Raw genomic sequence first — 16,865 nt, forward strand, 5'->3', positions numbered from 1 at the left:
GAGCACTTGAAGGTTGTCCAGCGACACATTGCCCCGCTGCCGCGGCAGGCAATCCTCGATACGCGCGAATTGCGCAGGCGTAAGTTCCATGCGCAGTATGTTAGCACGTAGTGTTAACAGGCCCTAGGCCGCACCCGCCGGCGGCGGCGCGGCCGCAGCCGGTGCTCAGCCTTCGCCGCGCAGGCCGAAGCCGCAGCCGGCGGCCAGCCGGTCGAAGCCCGGGAAGGAGGTGGCCACGTTGGCCACGTCGCGGATCCGCACCTCGCCGGCCGCGCGCTGAGCGGCCACGGCGAAGGCCATGGCGCTGCGGTGGTCGGCGTGGCTTTCGATGGTGCCGCCGCCGAGCGCCCCCGGGTGGATGGTGGCCCCGTCCGGGGTCTCGTCCACGCGCAGGCCCAGGGTGCGCAGGCCGGTGGCCATGGCCGCCAGGCGGTCGGATTCCTTGACCCGCAGCTCGGCCGCGCCGCGCACCACGGTCGGGCCTTCGGCGCAGGCCGCGGCGGCGAACAGCGCCGGGAACTCGTCGATCATGTCCGGCGCCAGCTCCACCGGCACCTCGATGCCGCGCAGCGGCGCGTACCGCACCACCAGGTCGGCCACCGGCTCACCGCCGTGCTCGCCGGCGTTCTCCTCGCGGATGTCCGCCCCCATCAGGCGCAGGGCCTGCAGCAGGCCGGTGCGGCGCGGGTTCAGGCCCACCTGGCGCAGGCGCAACTCCGAGCCGGGGACGATGCTGGCGGCCACCAGGAAGAAGGCCGCCGAGGAGAAGTCCGCCGGCACTGCCACGTCGGTGGCGCGCAGGCGCTGGCCGCCACGCAGGCGGGCGAAGCCCGGCGAGAACTCGATGTCCACGCCGAAGGCGGCGAGCATGCGCTCGGTGTAGTCGCGGGTCGGGTGCGGCTCGGTCACCGAGGTGGTGCCCTGCGCGTACAGGCCGGCCAGCAGGATGGCCGACTTCACCTGCGCGCTGGCCACCGGCAGCACGTAGTCGATGCCGTGCAGCGTCTGGCCACCGTGGATGCGCAGCGGGGGCGTACCGTCCGGTTCCGTGTCGATCCGCGCGCCCATCCGCGCCAGCGGCCCGGTGACCCGGCGCATCGGCCGGCGCGAGAGCGATTCGTCGCCCACCAGCACGCTGTCGAACGGCTGCGCGGCCAGCAGCCCGGCCAGCAGGCGCATGCCGGTGCCGGCGTTGCCGCAATCCAGCGGGCCGTCGGCGGCCTTGAGCCCGTCCACGCCCACGCCGTGGACGATGCGGCGCGAGGGCGAAGGCGTCTGGATGCGCACGCCCAGACGGGCGAAGATCGCCGCGGTGGCACGGGTGTCCTCGCCCTCCAGGAAGCCGTCGATGGTGGAGGTGCCATCGGCCAGGGCGGCGAACATCACCGCCCGGTGCGAGACCGACTTGTCGCCGGGGATGTCCAGGGTGCCGCGCAGCGGCCGTCCGGCGGTGGCGATCCAGCAGGGTGACGCTTGCGACATCACGGCTCCATCGGTTGGGGGAACGGGGTCAGGGCACCGCGACCGGATACGAGCCCAGCACCTTGACCTGGGCGGCGTGCCGTTCCAGCTCGGCCAGTGCCTTCTTCATCGCCTCGTCCTCGACGTGGCCGGCCAGGTCGATGAAGAACGCATACTCCCACTTGGCCTGGTGCGAGGGCCGCGACTCGATCCGGTTCATGCTGATGCCGTGGCGCGCGAACGGGCTGAGCACGTCGAACAGTGCGCCGGGCTTGTCGTGGATGAACACCAGGATCGAGGTGCGGTCGTGGCCGGAGGGCGGGAACAGGCGCCGGCCGATCACCAGGAAGCGCGTGGTGTTGTCCTTGTCGTCCTGGATCGGGCGCATGATGACCTTCTTCAGGCCATACACGTGCGCCGCGCTCTCGCCGGCGATGGCCGCCGCGTCGTCGGCGTTGCGCGCCCGGCGTGCGCCCTCGGCGTTGCTGGAGACCGGGATCTTCTCCGCCCTGGGCAGGTTGGCGCGCAGCCAGCCGGCAGTCTGGGCGAAGGCCTGCGGATGGGCGTAGATGCGCTCGATGTCCTCGATGCGGCCGGAGCGCGAGAGCAGGTACTGGTGCACCTTCAGCTCCACCTCGCCGCAGATCTTCAGCGGCGAGGTCAGGAACATGTCCAGGGTGACCTGGATGGTGCCCTGTCCGGAGTTCTCCACCGGCACCACGCCGAAGTCGGCGTTGCCGGCCTCCACCTCCTGGAACACCTCCTCGATGCTGCCCAGCGGCAGGCCGTGCGCCGAACGGCCGAAGTGCTTGAGGACCGCCTGCTGGCTGAAGGTACCTTCCGGCCCCAGGTAGCCGATCTTCAACGGCTCCTGCTGGGCCAGGCAGGCGGACATGATCTCGCGGAACACGTGCACCAGCACCTCGTCCGAGAGCGGGCCCTGGTTGCGGTCCACCACCATGCGCAGGACCTGGGCCTCGCGCTCGGGACGGTAGTAGTCCACCGCCGCGGCGAGCTTGCCCTTGGCCTTGCCCACCTGGCGGGCGAAGCGGGCCCGCTGCGAGATCAGCTCCTGGATCTGGCGGTCGATGGCGTCGATCTGCGCGCGCACGTTGGCCAGGTCCGGCGCGTCGCCGTCCCGCTTGCGCGCGGCCTCCGCCTGGCCTTTGGCCGCCGGCCTGGCGGCGGCCTTGCGGGCCGGCTTCTTCGCGGTCTTCTTCACTGCTGCCATGTGCGTGGGTTCCGTGTCGGTGCGGCGCGTCAGCCGTGGCGCCGCTGGAAGTCGCGCATGAACTCCACCAGCGCGCGCGCGCCTTCCACCGGCATGGCGTTGTACAGCGAGGCGCGGATGCCGCCCACCGCCTTGTGGCCCTTCAGCCCCAGCAGGCCGGCCTGGCGCGATTCGGCCACGAAGCGCGCGGTCAGGGTCTCGTCCGGCAGGAAGAACGGGATGTTCATGCGCGAGCGCACCGCCGGCGCCACCTCGTTGCGGTAGAAGCCGCCGGAGCTGTCGATGGCCTCGTACACCAGCGCGGCCTTGGCCTCGCTGCGGCGGGCGAACTCCTCCACCCCGCCCTGCTCCAGCATCCACTTCACGGTCAGGCCGAGCAGGTACCAGTTCCAGGTCGGCGGCGTGTTGAGCATGGAGTCGCGCGCCGCGTGCGAGGCGTAGGTGAAGATGTCCGCGCGCGGCTGCCCGGCACGCTCCAGCAGCTCGCGCCGCACAATCACCACGGCGATGCCCACCGGCCCGAGGTTCTTCTGCGCGCCGGCGTAGATCAGCCCGTACCTGGACACGTCGATCGGCCCGGAGGCGATCGAGGAGCTGAAGTCGGCGAACAGCGGCACGTCGCCCACGTCGGGCACCTCGCGGTACTCCACGCCGTGGATGGTTTCGTTGGCGGTGATGTGCACGTAGGCCGCGTCCGGACTCAGCGACCACTGCGCCCGCGGCGGGATGTCGCGGAATCCGCCCGGCTCGCCGTCGGCCACCACGTGCACGTTGACGTAGGGCCGGGCCTGCCTGATCGCGGTCCTGCTCCAGTGGCCGGTGACCACGTAGTCGGCGGTCTGCCCCGGCGCGGCGAAGTTCAGCGGCAGCAGCGCCTGCTGCGTGGTGGCGCCGCCGGCCATGAACAGCACCGCGTAGTCGTCGGGGATGGACAGCAGGCGGCGCAGGTTGGCCTCGGCCTCGGCGGCCACGCCCATGAACTCGGCGCCACGGTGGCTCAGTTCCACGATCGAGGCGCCCACCCCGTTCCAGTCCAGCATTTCCGCCTGCGCCTGGCGCAGGACCGCTTCCGGCAGCGTGGCGGGGCCGGCACTGAAGTTGTAGGCGCGCGTCATGATCCACCCGTAAGGAATGCTTCCGTAGTATGCCGCAGTGCAGCAGTTGCGGAAGCAACCAAGACCGCTTCCGTGCCCTGCGGGGAACCCCGGCCGCGGCCGGCGGTCCCACCTCCGGACCCCCTGGGAGTGACGCCATGGCCAGGTTCCGCCCGCCCCGTATCCCCTCCGGCGCGATCACCGACGAGGCGGTCTACCTGGAACGCCGCCGCCTGCTGGCCGCGCTGGCTGCCGCGCCCGCGCTGGGCCTGGGCGGATGTGCCGAAGCCGAGCCGCCACCGCCGGCGGCCCGCGCGGTGGGCACGGCCGAGGCCGCCGCCGGCTTCCGCACGGACGAGCCGCTGACCCGCTACGAGGACGCCACCACCTACAACAACTTCTACGAGTTCGGCACGCGCAAGGACGATCCCTCCAGAGCCCCCAGGACGCTGCGCACCACGCCGTGGACGGTGGTGGTGGACGGCGAGTGCGGGCGTCCCGGCCGCATCGGCCTGGAGGACCTGCTGCGCGGCCTGCGGCCGGAGGAGCGCGTCTACCGCCTGCGCTGCGTGGAAGGCTGGTCCATGGTGGTGCCGTGGCTGGGGGTGCCGCTGGGCATGGTGCTGCGCCGCTTCCAGCCCACCTCGAAGGCGAAATACGTGGCCTTCACCACCCTGGCCGACCCGGAGCAGATGCCGGGCATCCGCCAGCGCACGATCCGCTGGCCGTACCGCGAGGGCCTGCGCATCGACGAGGCCATGCACCCGCTGACGCTGCTGGCCACGGGCCTGTACGGCCGGCCGCTGCCGCAGCAGAACGGCGCGCCGCTGCGACTGGTGGTGCCGTGGAAGTACGGCTTCAAGTCGATCAAGTCGATCGTGGCCATCCGCTTCACCGGGCGCATGCCGGAGACCGCCTGGAACGCGTTGCAGCCGTCCGAGTACGGCTTCTTCGCCAACGTCAATCCGGAGGTGGACCATCCGCGCTGGAGCCAGAAGACCGAGCGGCGCATCGCCGGCACCAGGAGCCGGCTGTTCGCCGAACGCATCCCCACCCGCCTGTTCAACGGCTACGCCGAGCAGGTGGCGCCGCTGTACGCGGGCATGGACCTGCGCCGGTGGTACTGAGTGGAACGCCCGCACGGACGCCGGCGCGGCGCACGGCGCCGGCGCTGCGGGCGGCCAGGGCCGCGGTCCACGCCGCCGCGCTGGCGCCGGCCGCACTGCTGGCCTGGCGCATGGCCGGGGTCTGGCGCGGCGGCGACGCGCTGGACCCGGACCCGGTGGCCGCGGTCGAGCACTTCACCGGGCTGTGGGCGCTGCGCCTGCTGCTGGCCACCCTGGCCATCACTCCGCTGCGCCGGCTCACCGGCTGGAGCGTGCTGCCGCGCTTCCGCCGCATGCTGGGCCTGTACGCCTTCTTCTATGCCAGTTTGCACCTGGCCGCCTACCTGGTGCTGGACCTGGGCGGCTACTGGGCACTGGTCTTCGGGGAGATCGCCAGGCGGCCGTACATCACCGTCGGCTTCCTGGCCTGGCTGCTGCTGGTGCCACTGGCGCTCACCTCCACCCAGGGCTGGATGCGCCGGCTGGGACGGCGCTGGGGCCTGCTGCACCGCCTGGTCTACGCCATCGGCGTACTGGCGGTGCTGCACTTCTGGTGGGTGGTCAAGGCCGACGTGCGCGAGCCGGCGCTGTACGCGGCGGTGCTCACCGTCCTGCTGGGCTGGCGCGTGGCGGCGCGGTTCAGCCGGCCCCGAACCACAGCAGCGCGCTGAACAGCCCGGCCAGCAGCAGCGCGGCCAGCAGCAGCAGCGGCAGGCGCGTGCCGGCGCCGGCCGGCTGCACGCGGTCCTCGGGCACCTCCCGCGGCGGCGTGCCGCCGGGAGGCGCGGCCGCCGACCCGGCCGGGGCCGTGGGCAGCTCAACCACGAAGCGGTGGCGGCCGTCGAACACGACCTGGTCGCCGGCCGAGAGCACCGCCTCGCGCACGCGCACGCCGTTGTCCACGCTGCCCTCGCCGCCGAGGTCGCGCAGCAGCACGCGGTTGCCGCGCCGTTCCAGCAGCGCATGCCGCTGCGGGAAGGCCGGATCCTCGATGCGGATGTCCGCCTCGCGCGCGGCCCCGACCAGGCGCGGCGCGCCCAGGGTGAAGCTGCGGCCGTGGTGGCTGCCGCCGACCCCGCGCAGCACCAGGCAGGGGTCGGCGACCGGGTCGCCCGCCTCTTCCTGCCCGTCCCCGACCGGCGGCGCCTGCACCACCATCTCCACGCCGTCGGCGTAGACCGCGTCGCCGGCGCGCAGCAGGGCCATGCGCCGCACCGGACGGCCGTTGACGTGCAGGCCGCGCGCGCCGGCGGCCACCTGCAGCCACAGGCCGCGCCGGTCCACGCAGAACTGCGCCAGCAACGCGCCCTGCACGGGGTCGCCGACGCCGGGGATGCCGCTGGCCTGCCGGACCAGGCGGTGCTCGCCAGGGGTCAGCGGATGGTCGGGCTGCTGGCGGTTGCTGAAATGGAGGCGCAGTTCCGGCATGCGTGGCAGACTAGCAAAGACGTCACATTTTGCGCCTGCCGCGCGCGGGCCGACAGCCAGGGAGCCGCTTCGTGTCCAGGATCGACCTCGTCCATCCCCACTCGCTCGCCCAGGACCAGATCCGGCAGGTCGTGGACGACCTGGCCGCGCGCCTGCAATCCCGCTACGGCCTGGAGCCGCGCTGGGAGGACGGCGCGCTGAAGCTGTCCGGCCCCGGCATCCAGGGCCGGGTCGAGCTGCAGCCCCGCCAGGTGCGCGTGGTCGCCGAGCTGGGCCTGCTGCTGTCGGCCATGCGTGGCATCGTGGAGCAGGAGATCCGGCGGGCACTGGCGGAAAAGCTGGGCTGAACGCCTCACGCGGCCTTTTCAAGGCGCGGTCCATACTGGTCCGGCAGTGTTCCCACGGAGGACCGGTTGATGGAACGTCACGACAAGACCCGAACTTTCGCCAGCATGGCCGAACTGCAGGCGCAGGCCGAGCGGATCATGCGCGAGATGGGCGATTCGGCCCAGCAGGTGTGGCTGGCCGGCCTGGGCGCGCTGTCGCGGGCGCAGGCCGAGGGCAGCCGGCTGTTCGAGGAGCTGGCCGAGGAAGGCCGCGCGGTGGGCGCGGGCGTAGGCCAGGACGGCGCCGCCGCCCGCCTGGAAAGCCTGCGCCAGACCCTCGACGCGGCGCTGGGCCGGGCGCAGAGCCGGGCCGCCGAGGCCTGGAACAGCGTCGGCCGCGCCTTCGAGCAGCGTGTGCAGCAGGCCATGCGGCAGATGGACGTGCCCACCCGCGAGGACCTGGACGCGCTGGGCGCGCGCATCGACGCCCTGGCCCGGCTGATCCAGCAGCAGCAGTTCAACGCCGGCTCGAAGGACACGGTGACCGGTTCGCGCCCGCCCACGCCCGACTGACCCGCCCGTGCCCGCGCCGTTTGTTGCAAAGCACAAACGGCTGCGGCAGAATTCGCGCAGGCCCGCCAACCCATTCCGGCCGTTTGCTCCCCTCCCCTCTCGGCTTCTGGGTTGGCGGGCTTTCTGCATCCGGCGCCCGGGGCGCGTGCGTGTAGAATTCCGCGTCCCACATTCGGGACCGCCACACGGGACTTTCATGTCGTCTTGGATCATCGGATCGGGGCTTGCCGTTCTGGCATGCGCCGCATCGCTGCTGTACCTGTGGCTGGTTCGCCGCAACCGTGCCGAGATGGAGGCCGGGCTCAAGGCCCTGGCGGGGCTGCGTTGGCGCGAGTTCTCCGCGCTTGCCGCACAGGCGATGCAGCAGCGCGGCCTGCGCGACGACGGCCGCCCGGCCAGCGAACGCGGCGACACCACCCGCATGCTGATGGTCGATGCGGACCAGACGCGCTGGCTGGTCGCCTGCAAGCACGGCCTGGCCTACCGCATCGGCGTGGCCAACATCGAGGAGCTGGCCGCTGAGATGCACCTGGTCGGTGCCCAGCGCGGCATCCTGCTGACCGAGGGCCGCGCCGAGCGGGACGCCCTGGCCGCGGCCGAAAGCCTGGGCATCGAGCTGGTGGACGGCCCGCGGCTGTGGCCGCTGCTGCGCCCGTTCCTGGGCACGACCGCCGAACAGATCGTCGGCGCCGCGCAGGCCGAGGCCAAGCGGCACAGCCTGATCGCCGCGCTCGGCTCGCTGGCCCTGGGCCTGGCGGTGGCCGCATTGCTGCCGCAGCTGTCCGGAACCGGCGGCAACGCGGCCGCGCCGGCGCCCCCCCCCACGGCAGCCACCGCGGCGGCCACGCCGCCAGCCGGGGCCACCGCGCAGGCCGCCGGGGCGGAAGCGGACCAGGCCATCGTCGACGATCCGGACGAGGCCACCCTGCAGCGCCACCAGGCCGACATCGTCAGGCAACTCTCGCGCCAGCCGGGCATCACCCGCGCCTACTGGCTCACCCGCGCCACCCTGGTCGTGGACCGTGTCGGCGCCGACACCATCGTCTGGCCGCTGATCTGCGCCGAGCTGGAGCGCTATCCGGCGCTGCGCACGGTGCGCGTGCAGCTCAATCCGCGCCCGGGCTACGAGGAACCGGTGCGCTGGCGCCAGTGCCGCACCCTGTGACCGGCGGCGCCGGAGGCCGGCCCGCGGCGCGGCCACGGCCACCGGACAATGCAGCACGGAACCAAACGCCGGCCTCGCGCCGGCGTTTTCCATTCCTGCCTGGCGGGACCGCCGCATCCGGCCGGCCGCCTCCTCCTGCCCGGCGTGCGGTCGGACACCGTGCCCCCGCCCGGCGCCGCCGCGGTGCCCCGGTGCCTCGGCAAGGCGCCATGGGGCGCAAAAGAAACGCCGGCCCGGGGGCCGGCGTTCCGCGGTTCCTGGCGGGGCCGCCGGCATCAGGCCGGCGGCGCGCCCTCCTGCTCCTGCTGCGCGGCCGGGACCTGGGCCTGCGCCTCGGGCGCGGTGGCCTCGTCGTCCTCGTCCAGCGAGGCGTCCACGCGCTCGACCGCCTGCAGCGACTCGCCCTCGGCCAGGCGGATCAGGGTCACACCCTGGGTGTTGCGGCCCACCTGCGAGATCTCCGCGGCGCGGGTGCGCACCAGGGTGCCGGCGTCGGAGATCAGCAGCACCTCGTGCTGCTCGGACAGCTGCACCGCACCGACCAGGCGGCCGTTGCGCTCGCTGGTCTGGATCGCGATCACGCCCTGGGTGCCGCGGCCCTTCTTCGGGTATTCGGCCAGCGGGGTGCGCTTGCCGTAACCGCGCTCGGAGGCGGTGAGGATGTCGCCCTCGCCGTCGACCACGATCAGGCTGACCACCGACTCGCCCTCGGCCAGGCGGATGCCGCGCACGCCGGTGGCGTTGCGGCCCATCGGGCGCACCTCGGACTCGTCGAAGCGCACCGCCTTGCCATTGGAGGCGAACAGCATCACGTCGCGGGCGCCGTCGGTCAGGGCCACGTCCACCAGGGCGTCGCCCTCCTCCAGGTTGATGGCGATCTTGCCGCGCTGCAGGCGGAAGGCGAACTCGGTCAGCGGGGTCTTCTTGACCGTGCCGTTGCGGGTGGCGAAGAACACGTAGTGGCCTTCGGTGTACTCGCGCACCGGCAGCACCGCCTGCACCTTCTCCCCCTCTTCCAGCGGGATCCAGTTGACGATCGGGCGCCCGCGCGCGTTGGAGCCGGCCTCCGGAAGCACGTGCACCGGCAGCCAGAACACGCGGCCGCTGCTGGTGAAGGTCAGCAGCGTGTCATGGGTGTTGACCAGCCACAGCTGCTCGATGAAATCCTCGTCCTTGGTCGCCGCCGCGCTGCGGCCGCGGCCACCGCGCCGCTGGGCGCGGTAGGCCGACACCGGCTGGCGCTTGGCGTAGCCGGCGTGCGACAGGGTGACCACCACGTCCTCCGGGGCGATCAGGTCGAGGATGTCCAGATCCTCCTCGCTGGCGCGGATCTCGCTCAGGCGGGCGTCGCCGAACTCCTCCTTGAGGTTGCGCAGCTCGGTGCGGATCACGTCGCGCAGCACGTCCGGATCCTCGAGGATGCGGATCAGGCCCTGGATGGTGTCCAGCAGCTGGCGGTATTCCTCGGTCAGCTTCTCCTGCTCCAGGCCGGTCAGGCGGTGCAGGCGCATCTCCAGGATCTGCTGGGCCTGGACCTCGGTCAGGCGGTAGCGGCCCTCGACCAGGCCCACGCCCGGAGGCAGGTCCTCCGGCCGCGAGGCCTCGGCGCCGGCCGCGGCCAGCAGCGCGCCGACCAGGCCCGGCTCCCAGGTGCGCTCGAGCATGCGCTCCTTGGCCACCTGCGGGTTCTCCGAGGTCTTGATCAGCTCGATCATCTCGTCGATGTTGGCCAGCGCGACCGTCAGGCCTTCCAGCACGTGGGCGCGGGCGCGGGCCTTGCGCAGCTCGAAGATCGTGCGGCGGGTCACCACCTCGCGGCGGTGGCGCAGGAAGGCCTCGAGGATCTGCTTGAGGTTGACCAGCTGCGGGCGGCCGTCGACCAGGGCCACCATGTTGATGCCGAACACCGACTCCAGCTGGGTCTGCTGGTAGAGGTTGTTCAGCACCACCTCGGCCGACTCGCCGCGCTTGACCTCGATGTAGATGCGCATGCCGTCCTTGTCGGACTCGTCGCGCAGCTCCGAGATGCCCTCGATCTTCTTTTCCTTGACCAGCTCGGCGATCTTCTCGATGAGCTTGGCCTTGTTGACCTGGTACGGGATCTCGGTGACGACGATGGCCTCGCGGCCGTTGTCGGCCACCTCGACCTCGGCGCGGGCGCGGATGCGCACGCGGCCGCGGCCGGTGCGGTAGGCCAGCTGGATGCCGGCCACGCCGTTGATGATGCCGCCGGTGGGGAAGTCCGGGCCGGGGATGTACTGCATCAGCCCGTCCACGTCGATCTCGGGATCGTCGAGCAGGGCCAGTAGGCCGTCCACCACCTCCGACATGTTGTGCGGCGGGATGTTGGTGGCCATGCCCACCGCGATGCCCGCCGCGCCGTTGACCAGCAGGTTCGGGAACCGGGTCGGCATCACCGTCGGTTCCAGCTCCTTCTCGTCGTAGTTGGGCTGGAAGTCGACGGTCTCCTTGTCGATGTCGGCCATCAGCTCGTGCGCCAGGCGCGACATGCGCGCCTCGGTGTAACGCATGGCCGCGGCCGCGTCGCCGTCGATCGAACCGAAGTTGCCCTGGCCGTCCACCAGCAGGTAGCGCAGCGAGAACGGCTGGGCCATGCGCACCAGGGTGTCGTACACCGACTGGTCGCCGTGCGGGTGGTACTTACCGATGACGTCGCCGACGATGCGCGCCGACTTGTAGTACGGCTTGTTGCTGTGCGCGCCCAGCTCGTTCATCGCGTACATGACGCGGCGATGCACGGGCTTGAGGCCGTCCCGCACGTCCGGGAGCGCGCGCCCCACGATCACGCTCATGGCGTAATCGAGGTAGCTGCGGCGCATCTCGTCTTCGAGGTTGACCGGGATGATTTCTTTGGCGAGATCGGTCATTCGGATTCCGGGCTGGGGCGTCTGCGGCCAGCGGTGCCGGCAAACGGTGTTTCGAAGGGGATTCCAACCGTCCGATTGTACCACAGCCGGGCACTTCGCCGGCCGTCGCCGCACCGGAAAATCAGCAGGTTACGCGCCGTTTCCGGCCCGCTTGCCGCCGTTGGCGGCCACCACCGTGCCGCGCCGCGGCCCGGCCACGGCAGGGGTCAGCCGCCAAAGGCGGCGCGCATCTTCTCCGCCGTCGGCTGCCCGACCACGCCCTTCTCGGTGACGATGGCGTCGATCAGCCCGGCCGGGGTCACGTCGAACACCGGGTTCCAGGCGGCGATGCCCTCGGCCACGGTGCGCACGCCGCCCACGCCGAACAGTTCGCCAGGATCGCGCTGCTCGATCTCGATCGCCTCCCCGTCCGGCGTGTCCAGGTCCACGGTCGAGGACGGGGCCACGACCATGAACTTCAGCCCGTGGTGGCGGGCGGCGATGGCCAGCTGGTAGGTGCCGATCTTGTTGGCGGTGTCGCCGTTGGCGCAGATGCGGTCGGCGCCCACGACCACCCACTGCACCGCGCCGGTCTTCATCAGGTGGGCGGCGGCCGAGTCGGCGATCAGGGTGGCGGGGATGCCGTCCTGCTGCAGTTCCCACACGGTCAGACGCGCGCCCTGCAGCCAGGGCCGGGTCTCGCCGGCGTACACGCGCGCGATGCGGCCCTGGGCCACGCCGGCACGGATCACGCCCAGCGCGGTGCCGAAGCCGGCGGTGGCCAGCGAGCCGGTGTTGCAGTGGGTGAGCACGCCGCTGCCCGGCGCGATCAGTGCCGCGCCCAGCATGTCCATGCGCCGGTTGGCGGCCAGGTCTTCGTCGGCGATGGCCTGTGCCTCGCGTTCCAGGCGCTGGCGCCAGTCCGCGCCGGCGCCGGCCAGCCCCCGGCGCATGCGCGCCAGCGCCCAGGCCAGGTTGACCGCGGTCGGACGGGCGGCATTGAGACGCTGCAGCGCCGGTTCCAGCTGCGCCAGCGCGGCCGGCCCGTCGGCCGCCTCCACGCCGCGCGCGGCCAGCACCACGCCCCAGGCCGCAGCGATGCCGATGGCCGGCGCGCCGCGCACGGCCAGGTCGCGGATGGCCCGGGCCACCGCGTCGCTGTCCGCGCACGCCACGTGCTCGACCACGAACGGCAGCCTGCGCTGGTCCAGCAGTTGCAGGGCTTCCCCGGTCCAGAGGATCGGGCGGACGTGGTCGTAGCGGTCGAAATCCAGGCGTGCGTCGTTCATCGGCACATTCTAGCGGCGCGCGCCGCCTGCGCCGCGCCCTTCAGTCGACGCGGAACTCGGCCCGGCACCCGCCGGTCACCCACACGCCGTCGCCGTCCCAGCCCCAGGTGCGCCCCTCCTCGCAGGGCGTGCCGGACAGCTGCCGCACCATGCTGGCGCCGTGCTCGATGGTGATGCCGCAGAAGCGCCGGGCGCGGCCCTTGGACTCGCACAGCAGGTGGCGCGGACCGGGCGGGAAGCCGGCCTCGCGGTCGCCGATCTCGAACTCGCCCTGGCAGCCGCGCGCCACCCACACCTCGTTGCGGCCCACGCCCCAGCTCTCGCCGCGCCGGCACGGCCAGGCCGACAGCTGGTGCAGCAGGCGCACCGGTGCGCCGCGCAGGCTCACCGCGCAGGAACGCTTGCTGCCGCTGGACTCGCAGCGGACCACGCGGCGCCGCGGCGCGTCGTCGGGTGCCGCGTCGGCCGGGCGGGCACGGAACTCGGCGCGGCAGCCCAGCGCCACCCACACGCCGTACTGGTCCACGCCCCACCCCGCCTCGCGGATGCAGGGCTGTTCGGACAGCTGCCGGACCAGGTCCACCCCGCGCGAGGTGTCCATCGGGCAATGCACGCGGGCCATGCCCTTGGACTGGCAGCGGACGAACCCGTCGCGCTCCTCCTGCGCCAGGGCCGGGCCGGCGCCGCCCAGCCACGCCAGCGCTCCGCAGGTGGCCAGCCGGACCAGCACGCGCCGCAACCGGCTGTGGTGGGCGGATCCTTGCCTGCGGGGTGCCGTCATGACGATGTTGCGCATGCCCCGATTCTTGCGCGCCACGGTCACGGCAGGATGAACGCTTCCGGCAACCGTTCAGCCGCCGTCTCAGGCACGGCGGAAGTCGAAGGCCAGCACGTCGGCGATGCGGCCGGTGCCCAGCAGGGCCATCAGCAGCCGCTCCACGCCCAGCGCCACCCCGGCACAGTCGGGCATGCCCGCCTGCAGTGCCGCCAGCAGGCGCTCGTCCAGCGGCGGCAGCACCGTGCCGCGCGCCCGCCGCACCTGGTGGTCACGCTCGAAACGGCGGCGCTGCTCGGCCGCGTCGGTCAGCTCGTGGTAGCCGTTGGCCAGCTCGAACTGGCCCAGGTACAGCTCGAAGCGCTCGGCCACCGGCGGATCGCCCGGGCGGATCTTCGCCAGCGCGCACTGGCTGGCCGGCCAGTCGGGGACCACGGTGATGCGGTCGGCCGGGAATGCCGGCTGCACGCGGTGGGTCATCAGCAGGTCCAGCCAGTCGTCGCGGCCCAGGCCCCCGCCGTCGATGGCCACCTCCCCCAGTGCCGCGCGCAGCGCGTCCTCGCCGGCGGTGAACGGATCCACCCCGGCCGCGTCCAGGAACAGCTCGCGGTAGGTGGTCTCCACCACCTGCGCGCGGCGCCCGACCAGGCCCAGTGCCAGCTGCACCAGCTCCACCGTCTCGGCCGCCAGGCGGCGGTGGTCCCAGCCGACCCGGTACCACTCGAGCATGGTGAACTCGGGGTTGTGGCGGCCGCCGGCCTCGCCGTTGCGGAACACCCGGCCCAGCTCGTAGCAGTCGCCGATGCCGGCGGCCAGCAGGCGCTTGAGCGGATACTCCGGCGAGGTGCGCAGCCAGCGCTCCGGCGCGCCGGCGTCGCGGTGGCCGGTGAAGCGGGCGGTGAAGCTCTCGATGTTCGGCTCGGTGTTGCCGGCCCCGGACAGCACCGGCGTCTCCACCTCCAGCACGCCGCGCTCGGCGAAGAAGCCGCGGATCAGCGCGTACAGGCGCGCGCGCAGGCGCAGGGCCGCGATGTCCGCACTGGGGCGCCAGTCGTCCGCACTCATGCCTGCTCCGCCAGGAAGGCCAGCAGCCGGGCCTCGTCCCACACCTCGATGCCCAGCTCCTGCGCCTTGGCCAGCTTGGAGCCGGCGGCCTCGCCGGCCACCACCAGGTGGGTCTTCTTCGACACGCTGCCGGCGACCTTCGCGCCCAGCGCCTCGAGTTTCTCCTTCGCCGCGTCGCGTGTCATCGAGGCCAGGGTGCCGGTCAGCACGACGGTCTTCCCTTCCAGCGGCCCGCCGCCCTGCTCCGCCTGCGCGGGCAGCAACGCGAGCAGTTCGGCCTGGGCCTGCGCGGCGCGCAGCAGCAGCTCGGCGTTGGCCTCTTTCTCCAGCCAGGCCGCCAGCGCGCCCGCGCTCTCCGCCGGCAGGCCGGCCGCAACCAGCGCGTGCGCCGGCGCGTCCAGCAGCGCCTGCGCGTCCTTGAAGGCCGCGGCCAGCTGCGCCGCGCGCACCGCGGTCACCTTCGGGATCTCCAGGTCCACCAGCAGCGTGGCCAGGTCCAGGCCCTCGCGCAGCCTCGGCGAGGGTAGATGCGCGTCGCCGATGCGCACGCCACGCTCGAGCAGCCGGTCGATCACCGCCTGGTTGGCCGGCTGGTCGAGGAAGTGGCCGATGGCGCGCGCCACCTCGCCGCCGATGTCCGGCACGCGCCGGAACAGCGGCCACGGCAGGCGGCGGATCAGGTCCAGATCGCCGAACCACTGCGCCAGCGCCTTCGCGGTGCTCTCGCCCACGTGCTGGATGCCCAGCGCGTAGAGGAAGCGTGCCAGGGTGGTGTCGCGGCTGCGGTCGATGGCCGCGACCAGGTTCTCCGCCCACTTCGTGGCGATCTTCTTCGGGTTCCAGGCGAAGGCGACCGGCAACGCCAGTGCCCGCGCGCGCCAGCCATCGTCGTCGCCATCCAGCGCCAGCAGCGCCGACAGCGCCGCTCCGCTGCCTTCCGGCTGCAGGTGCGGCTGCACCGCGCCGGCCAGGGCCTCGGGCGAGGCGGCCTCCAGCACCAGCTTCAGGTACAGCAGCTGGTCGCGCCCCAGCCCGTACAGGTCGGCGATGCCGCGCAGGATGCCGGCGTCCACCAGGGTTTCGACGTACTTGTCGCCCAGCCCCTCGATGTCCATGGCCCGGCGCGATGCGAAGTGGATGATGGTCTCCTTCAGCTGCGCCGGGCAGGCCAGCTCGCCGCTGCAGCGCCATACCGCCGCGCCTTCCTCGCGCACCAGTTCCGAACCGCATACCGGGCAGTGGCTCGGCATGGTCCAGGGCTGCGCGCCGTCCGGGCGGTGCTCGGGCACCACCTGCACCACCTCCGGGATCACGTCGCCGGCGCGGCGCACGATCACCGTGTCGCCCACGCGCACGTCCAGGCGCGCCACGTGGTCGGCGTTGTGCAGGGTGGCGTTGGTCACCATCACCCCGGCCACGTGCACCGGCTTCAGCCGTGCCACCGGGGTGGCCGCGCCGGTGCGGCCGATCTGGATCTCGATCGCCTCGACCGTGGTGGACTGCTCCTGCGCCGGGAACTTGTGGGCGATGGCCCAGCGCGGCGCGCGCGCGACGAAGCCCATCTCGCGCTGGCCGGCGTAGTCGTCCAGCTTGTAGACCACGCCGTCGATGTCGAACGGCAGTCCGTCGCGGGCGGCGCCGATGCGGCGGTAGTAGCCGAGCAGGCCCTCGGCACCCCGCACCACCTCGACCAGGTCGCTGACCGGGAACCCCCACTCGCGCAGCTTCGCCAGCGTGCCGGAATGCGTGTCCGGCAGGCTGCCGCCTTCCACCTGGCCGACGCCGTAGGCGTAGAAGCTCAGCGGGCGGCTGGCGGTGACCTTCGGGTCGAGCTGGCGCAGCGAGCCGGCGGCGCCGTTGCGCGGGTTGGCCAGCACCTTGCCGCCGTGCAGGCGGGCGTGCTCGTTCCAGCGCTCGAAGTCGGCGCGGGCCATGTACACCTCGCCGCGCACCTCCAGCACCTTCGGCCAGCCCCTGCCCGCCAGGCGCTGCGGGATGTCGGCGATGGTGCGCAGGTTGGCGGTCACGTCCTCGCCGGTGGCGCCGTCGCCGCGGGTGGCACCGCGCACGAACACGCCGTCCTCGTAGCGCAGGCTGATGGCCAGGCCGTCCAGCTTGGGCTCGGCCGAGAACACCGGCTCGGCGCGGTCCAGGTGCTCGGCGATGCGGCCGACGAAGTCGCGCACCTCTTCGTCGCTGAAGGCGTTGGCCAGCGACAGCATCGGCACGGCGTGGCGGATCTCGGCGAACTTCGAGGACGGCCGGCCACCCACGCGGCGGGTCGGCGAGTCCGGCGTGGCCAGCTCGGGGTGCGCGGCCTCGAGCGCCTCCAGTTCGCGCACCAGCGCGTCGTATTCGGCGTCGGTGATGGTCGGTGCGTCGAGCTCGTGGTAGCGCCGGTTGGCGTCTTCGATCAGCCGCCGCAGCTCGGCGACGCGGTCGGCGAGCTGCGGCGGCTGATCGAAGACGCAAACCGGCGCTACCA

At 72.7% G+C, this 16,865-nt stretch carries 14 protein-coding genes; 5 read left to right on the forward strand and 9 right to left on the reverse strand.

What is annotated here, in order from left to right; genetic code table 11:
- Window positions 1-165: 165 nt before the first annotated feature.
- Genes aroA through serC form a run of 3 tightly spaced genes read right to left on the reverse strand, consistent with a single transcriptional unit; the run spans window position 166 to window position 3,807 of the window.
- Complete coding sequence (aroA, locus tag CR938_RS11525) at window positions 166-1,482, reverse strand: 3-phosphoshikimate 1-carboxyvinyltransferase (RefSeq protein WP_162125155.1); 1,317 nt, start codon at window positions 1,480-1,482, stop codon at window positions 166-168.
- Between the two features lie 28 nt (window positions 1,483-1,510).
- Window positions 1,511-2,692 carry a prephenate dehydratase gene (pheA, locus tag CR938_RS11530; protein ID WP_162125156.1) on the reverse strand — a complete coding sequence of 394 codons (1,182 nt, stop codon included), beginning with the start codon at window positions 2,690-2,692 and terminating at the stop codon, window positions 1,511-1,513.
- A 29-nt stretch (window positions 2,693-2,721) separates the two neighbouring features.
- Window positions 2,722-3,807: a phosphoserine transaminase gene (gene serC, locus CR938_RS11535; protein ID WP_162125157.1), complete on the reverse strand. Its 1,086-nt coding sequence runs from the start codon at window positions 3,805-3,807 to the stop codon at window positions 2,722-2,724.
- Between the two features lie 137 nt (window positions 3,808-3,944).
- Between serC and msrP the strand changes: the two genes are divergently transcribed.
- Both msrP and CR938_RS11545 read left to right on the forward strand, forming a co-directional pair.
- Window positions 3,945-4,913 carry a protein-methionine-sulfoxide reductase catalytic subunit MsrP gene (msrP, locus tag CR938_RS11540; protein ID WP_162125158.1) on the forward strand — a complete coding sequence of 323 codons (969 nt, stop codon included), beginning with the start codon at window positions 3,945-3,947 and terminating at the stop codon, window positions 4,911-4,913.
- 44 nt (window positions 4,914-4,957) lie between these two features.
- Entirely contained in the window at window positions 4,958-5,563 is a 606-nt protein-coding gene (locus tag CR938_RS11545; RefSeq protein ID WP_425502447.1) for a protein-methionine-sulfoxide reductase heme-binding subunit MsrQ, read from the forward strand.
- On the opposite strand, the gene CR938_RS11550 is transcribed toward CR938_RS11545, so the two are convergent.
- On the reverse strand, window positions 5,532-6,320 hold the full coding sequence (locus CR938_RS11550; RefSeq protein ID WP_162125159.1) for an FHA domain-containing protein: 789 nt from the start codon (window positions 6,318-6,320) through the stop codon (window positions 5,532-5,534). The two genes, CR938_RS11545 and CR938_RS11550, sit on opposite strands and share 32 nt — an antisense overlap.
- 71 nt (window positions 6,321-6,391) lie before the next feature.
- Between CR938_RS11550 and CR938_RS11555 the strand changes: the two genes are divergently transcribed.
- The 3 genes from CR938_RS11555 to CR938_RS11565 all read left to right on the forward strand — a co-directional run bounded on the left by CR938_RS11555 (window position 6,392) and on the right by CR938_RS11565 (window position 8,384).
- A complete protein-coding gene (locus CR938_RS11555) occupies window positions 6,392-6,667 on the forward strand; it encodes a polyhydroxyalkanoic acid system family protein (protein WP_162125160.1) in 276 nt (91 codons plus the stop codon).
- A 69-nt stretch (window positions 6,668-6,736) separates the two neighbouring features.
- Window positions 6,737-7,219, forward strand: coding sequence for a phasin family protein (locus tag CR938_RS11560; protein WP_162125161.1), 483 nt, complete (start codon window positions 6,737-6,739; stop codon window positions 7,217-7,219).
- Window positions 7,220-7,415: 196 nt separating this feature from the next.
- Window positions 7,416-8,384 carry a restriction endonuclease gene (locus CR938_RS11565; protein WP_162125162.1) on the forward strand — a complete coding sequence of 323 codons (969 nt, stop codon included), beginning with the start codon at window positions 7,416-7,418 and terminating at the stop codon, window positions 8,382-8,384.
- 275 nt (window positions 8,385-8,659) lie between these two features.
- Here CR938_RS11565 and gyrA read toward each other — a convergent pair whose 3' ends face one another.
- The 5 genes from gyrA to ligA all read right to left on the reverse strand — a co-directional run bounded on the left by gyrA (window position 8,660) and on the right by ligA (window position 16,806).
- A complete protein-coding gene (gyrA, locus tag CR938_RS11570) occupies window positions 8,660-11,272 on the reverse strand; it encodes a DNA gyrase subunit A (protein WP_162125163.1) in 2,613 nt (870 codons plus the stop codon).
- 206 nt (window positions 11,273-11,478) lie between these two features.
- Entirely contained in the window at window positions 11,479-12,540 is a 1,062-nt protein-coding gene (gene mtnA, locus CR938_RS11575; protein ID WP_162125164.1) for an S-methyl-5-thioribose-1-phosphate isomerase, read from the reverse strand.
- Between the two features lie 40 nt (window positions 12,541-12,580).
- A complete protein-coding gene (locus CR938_RS11580) occupies window positions 12,581-13,321 on the reverse strand; it encodes a DUF3011 domain-containing protein (protein WP_162125167.1) in 741 nt (246 codons plus the stop codon).
- An 81-nt stretch (window positions 13,322-13,402) separates the two neighbouring features.
- Entirely contained in the window at window positions 13,403-14,380 is a 978-nt protein-coding gene (gene epmA / locus CR938_RS11585) for an EF-P lysine aminoacylase EpmA (protein WP_162125165.1), read from the reverse strand.
- Window positions 14,377-16,806 carry an NAD-dependent DNA ligase LigA gene (ligA, locus tag CR938_RS11590; RefSeq protein WP_162125168.1) on the reverse strand — a complete coding sequence of 810 codons (2,430 nt, stop codon included), beginning with the start codon at window positions 16,804-16,806 and terminating at the stop codon, window positions 14,377-14,379. The genes epmA and ligA overlap by 4 nt, the downstream gene beginning before the upstream one ends.
- Between the last annotated feature and the right edge of the window lie 59 nt (window positions 16,807-16,865).

The sequence above is a fragment of the Pseudoxanthomonas taiwanensis genome (assembly GCF_010093135.1).
GTDB classification, from domain to species: domain Bacteria; phylum Pseudomonadota; class Gammaproteobacteria; order Xanthomonadales; family Xanthomonadaceae; genus Pseudoxanthomonas; species Pseudoxanthomonas taiwanensis.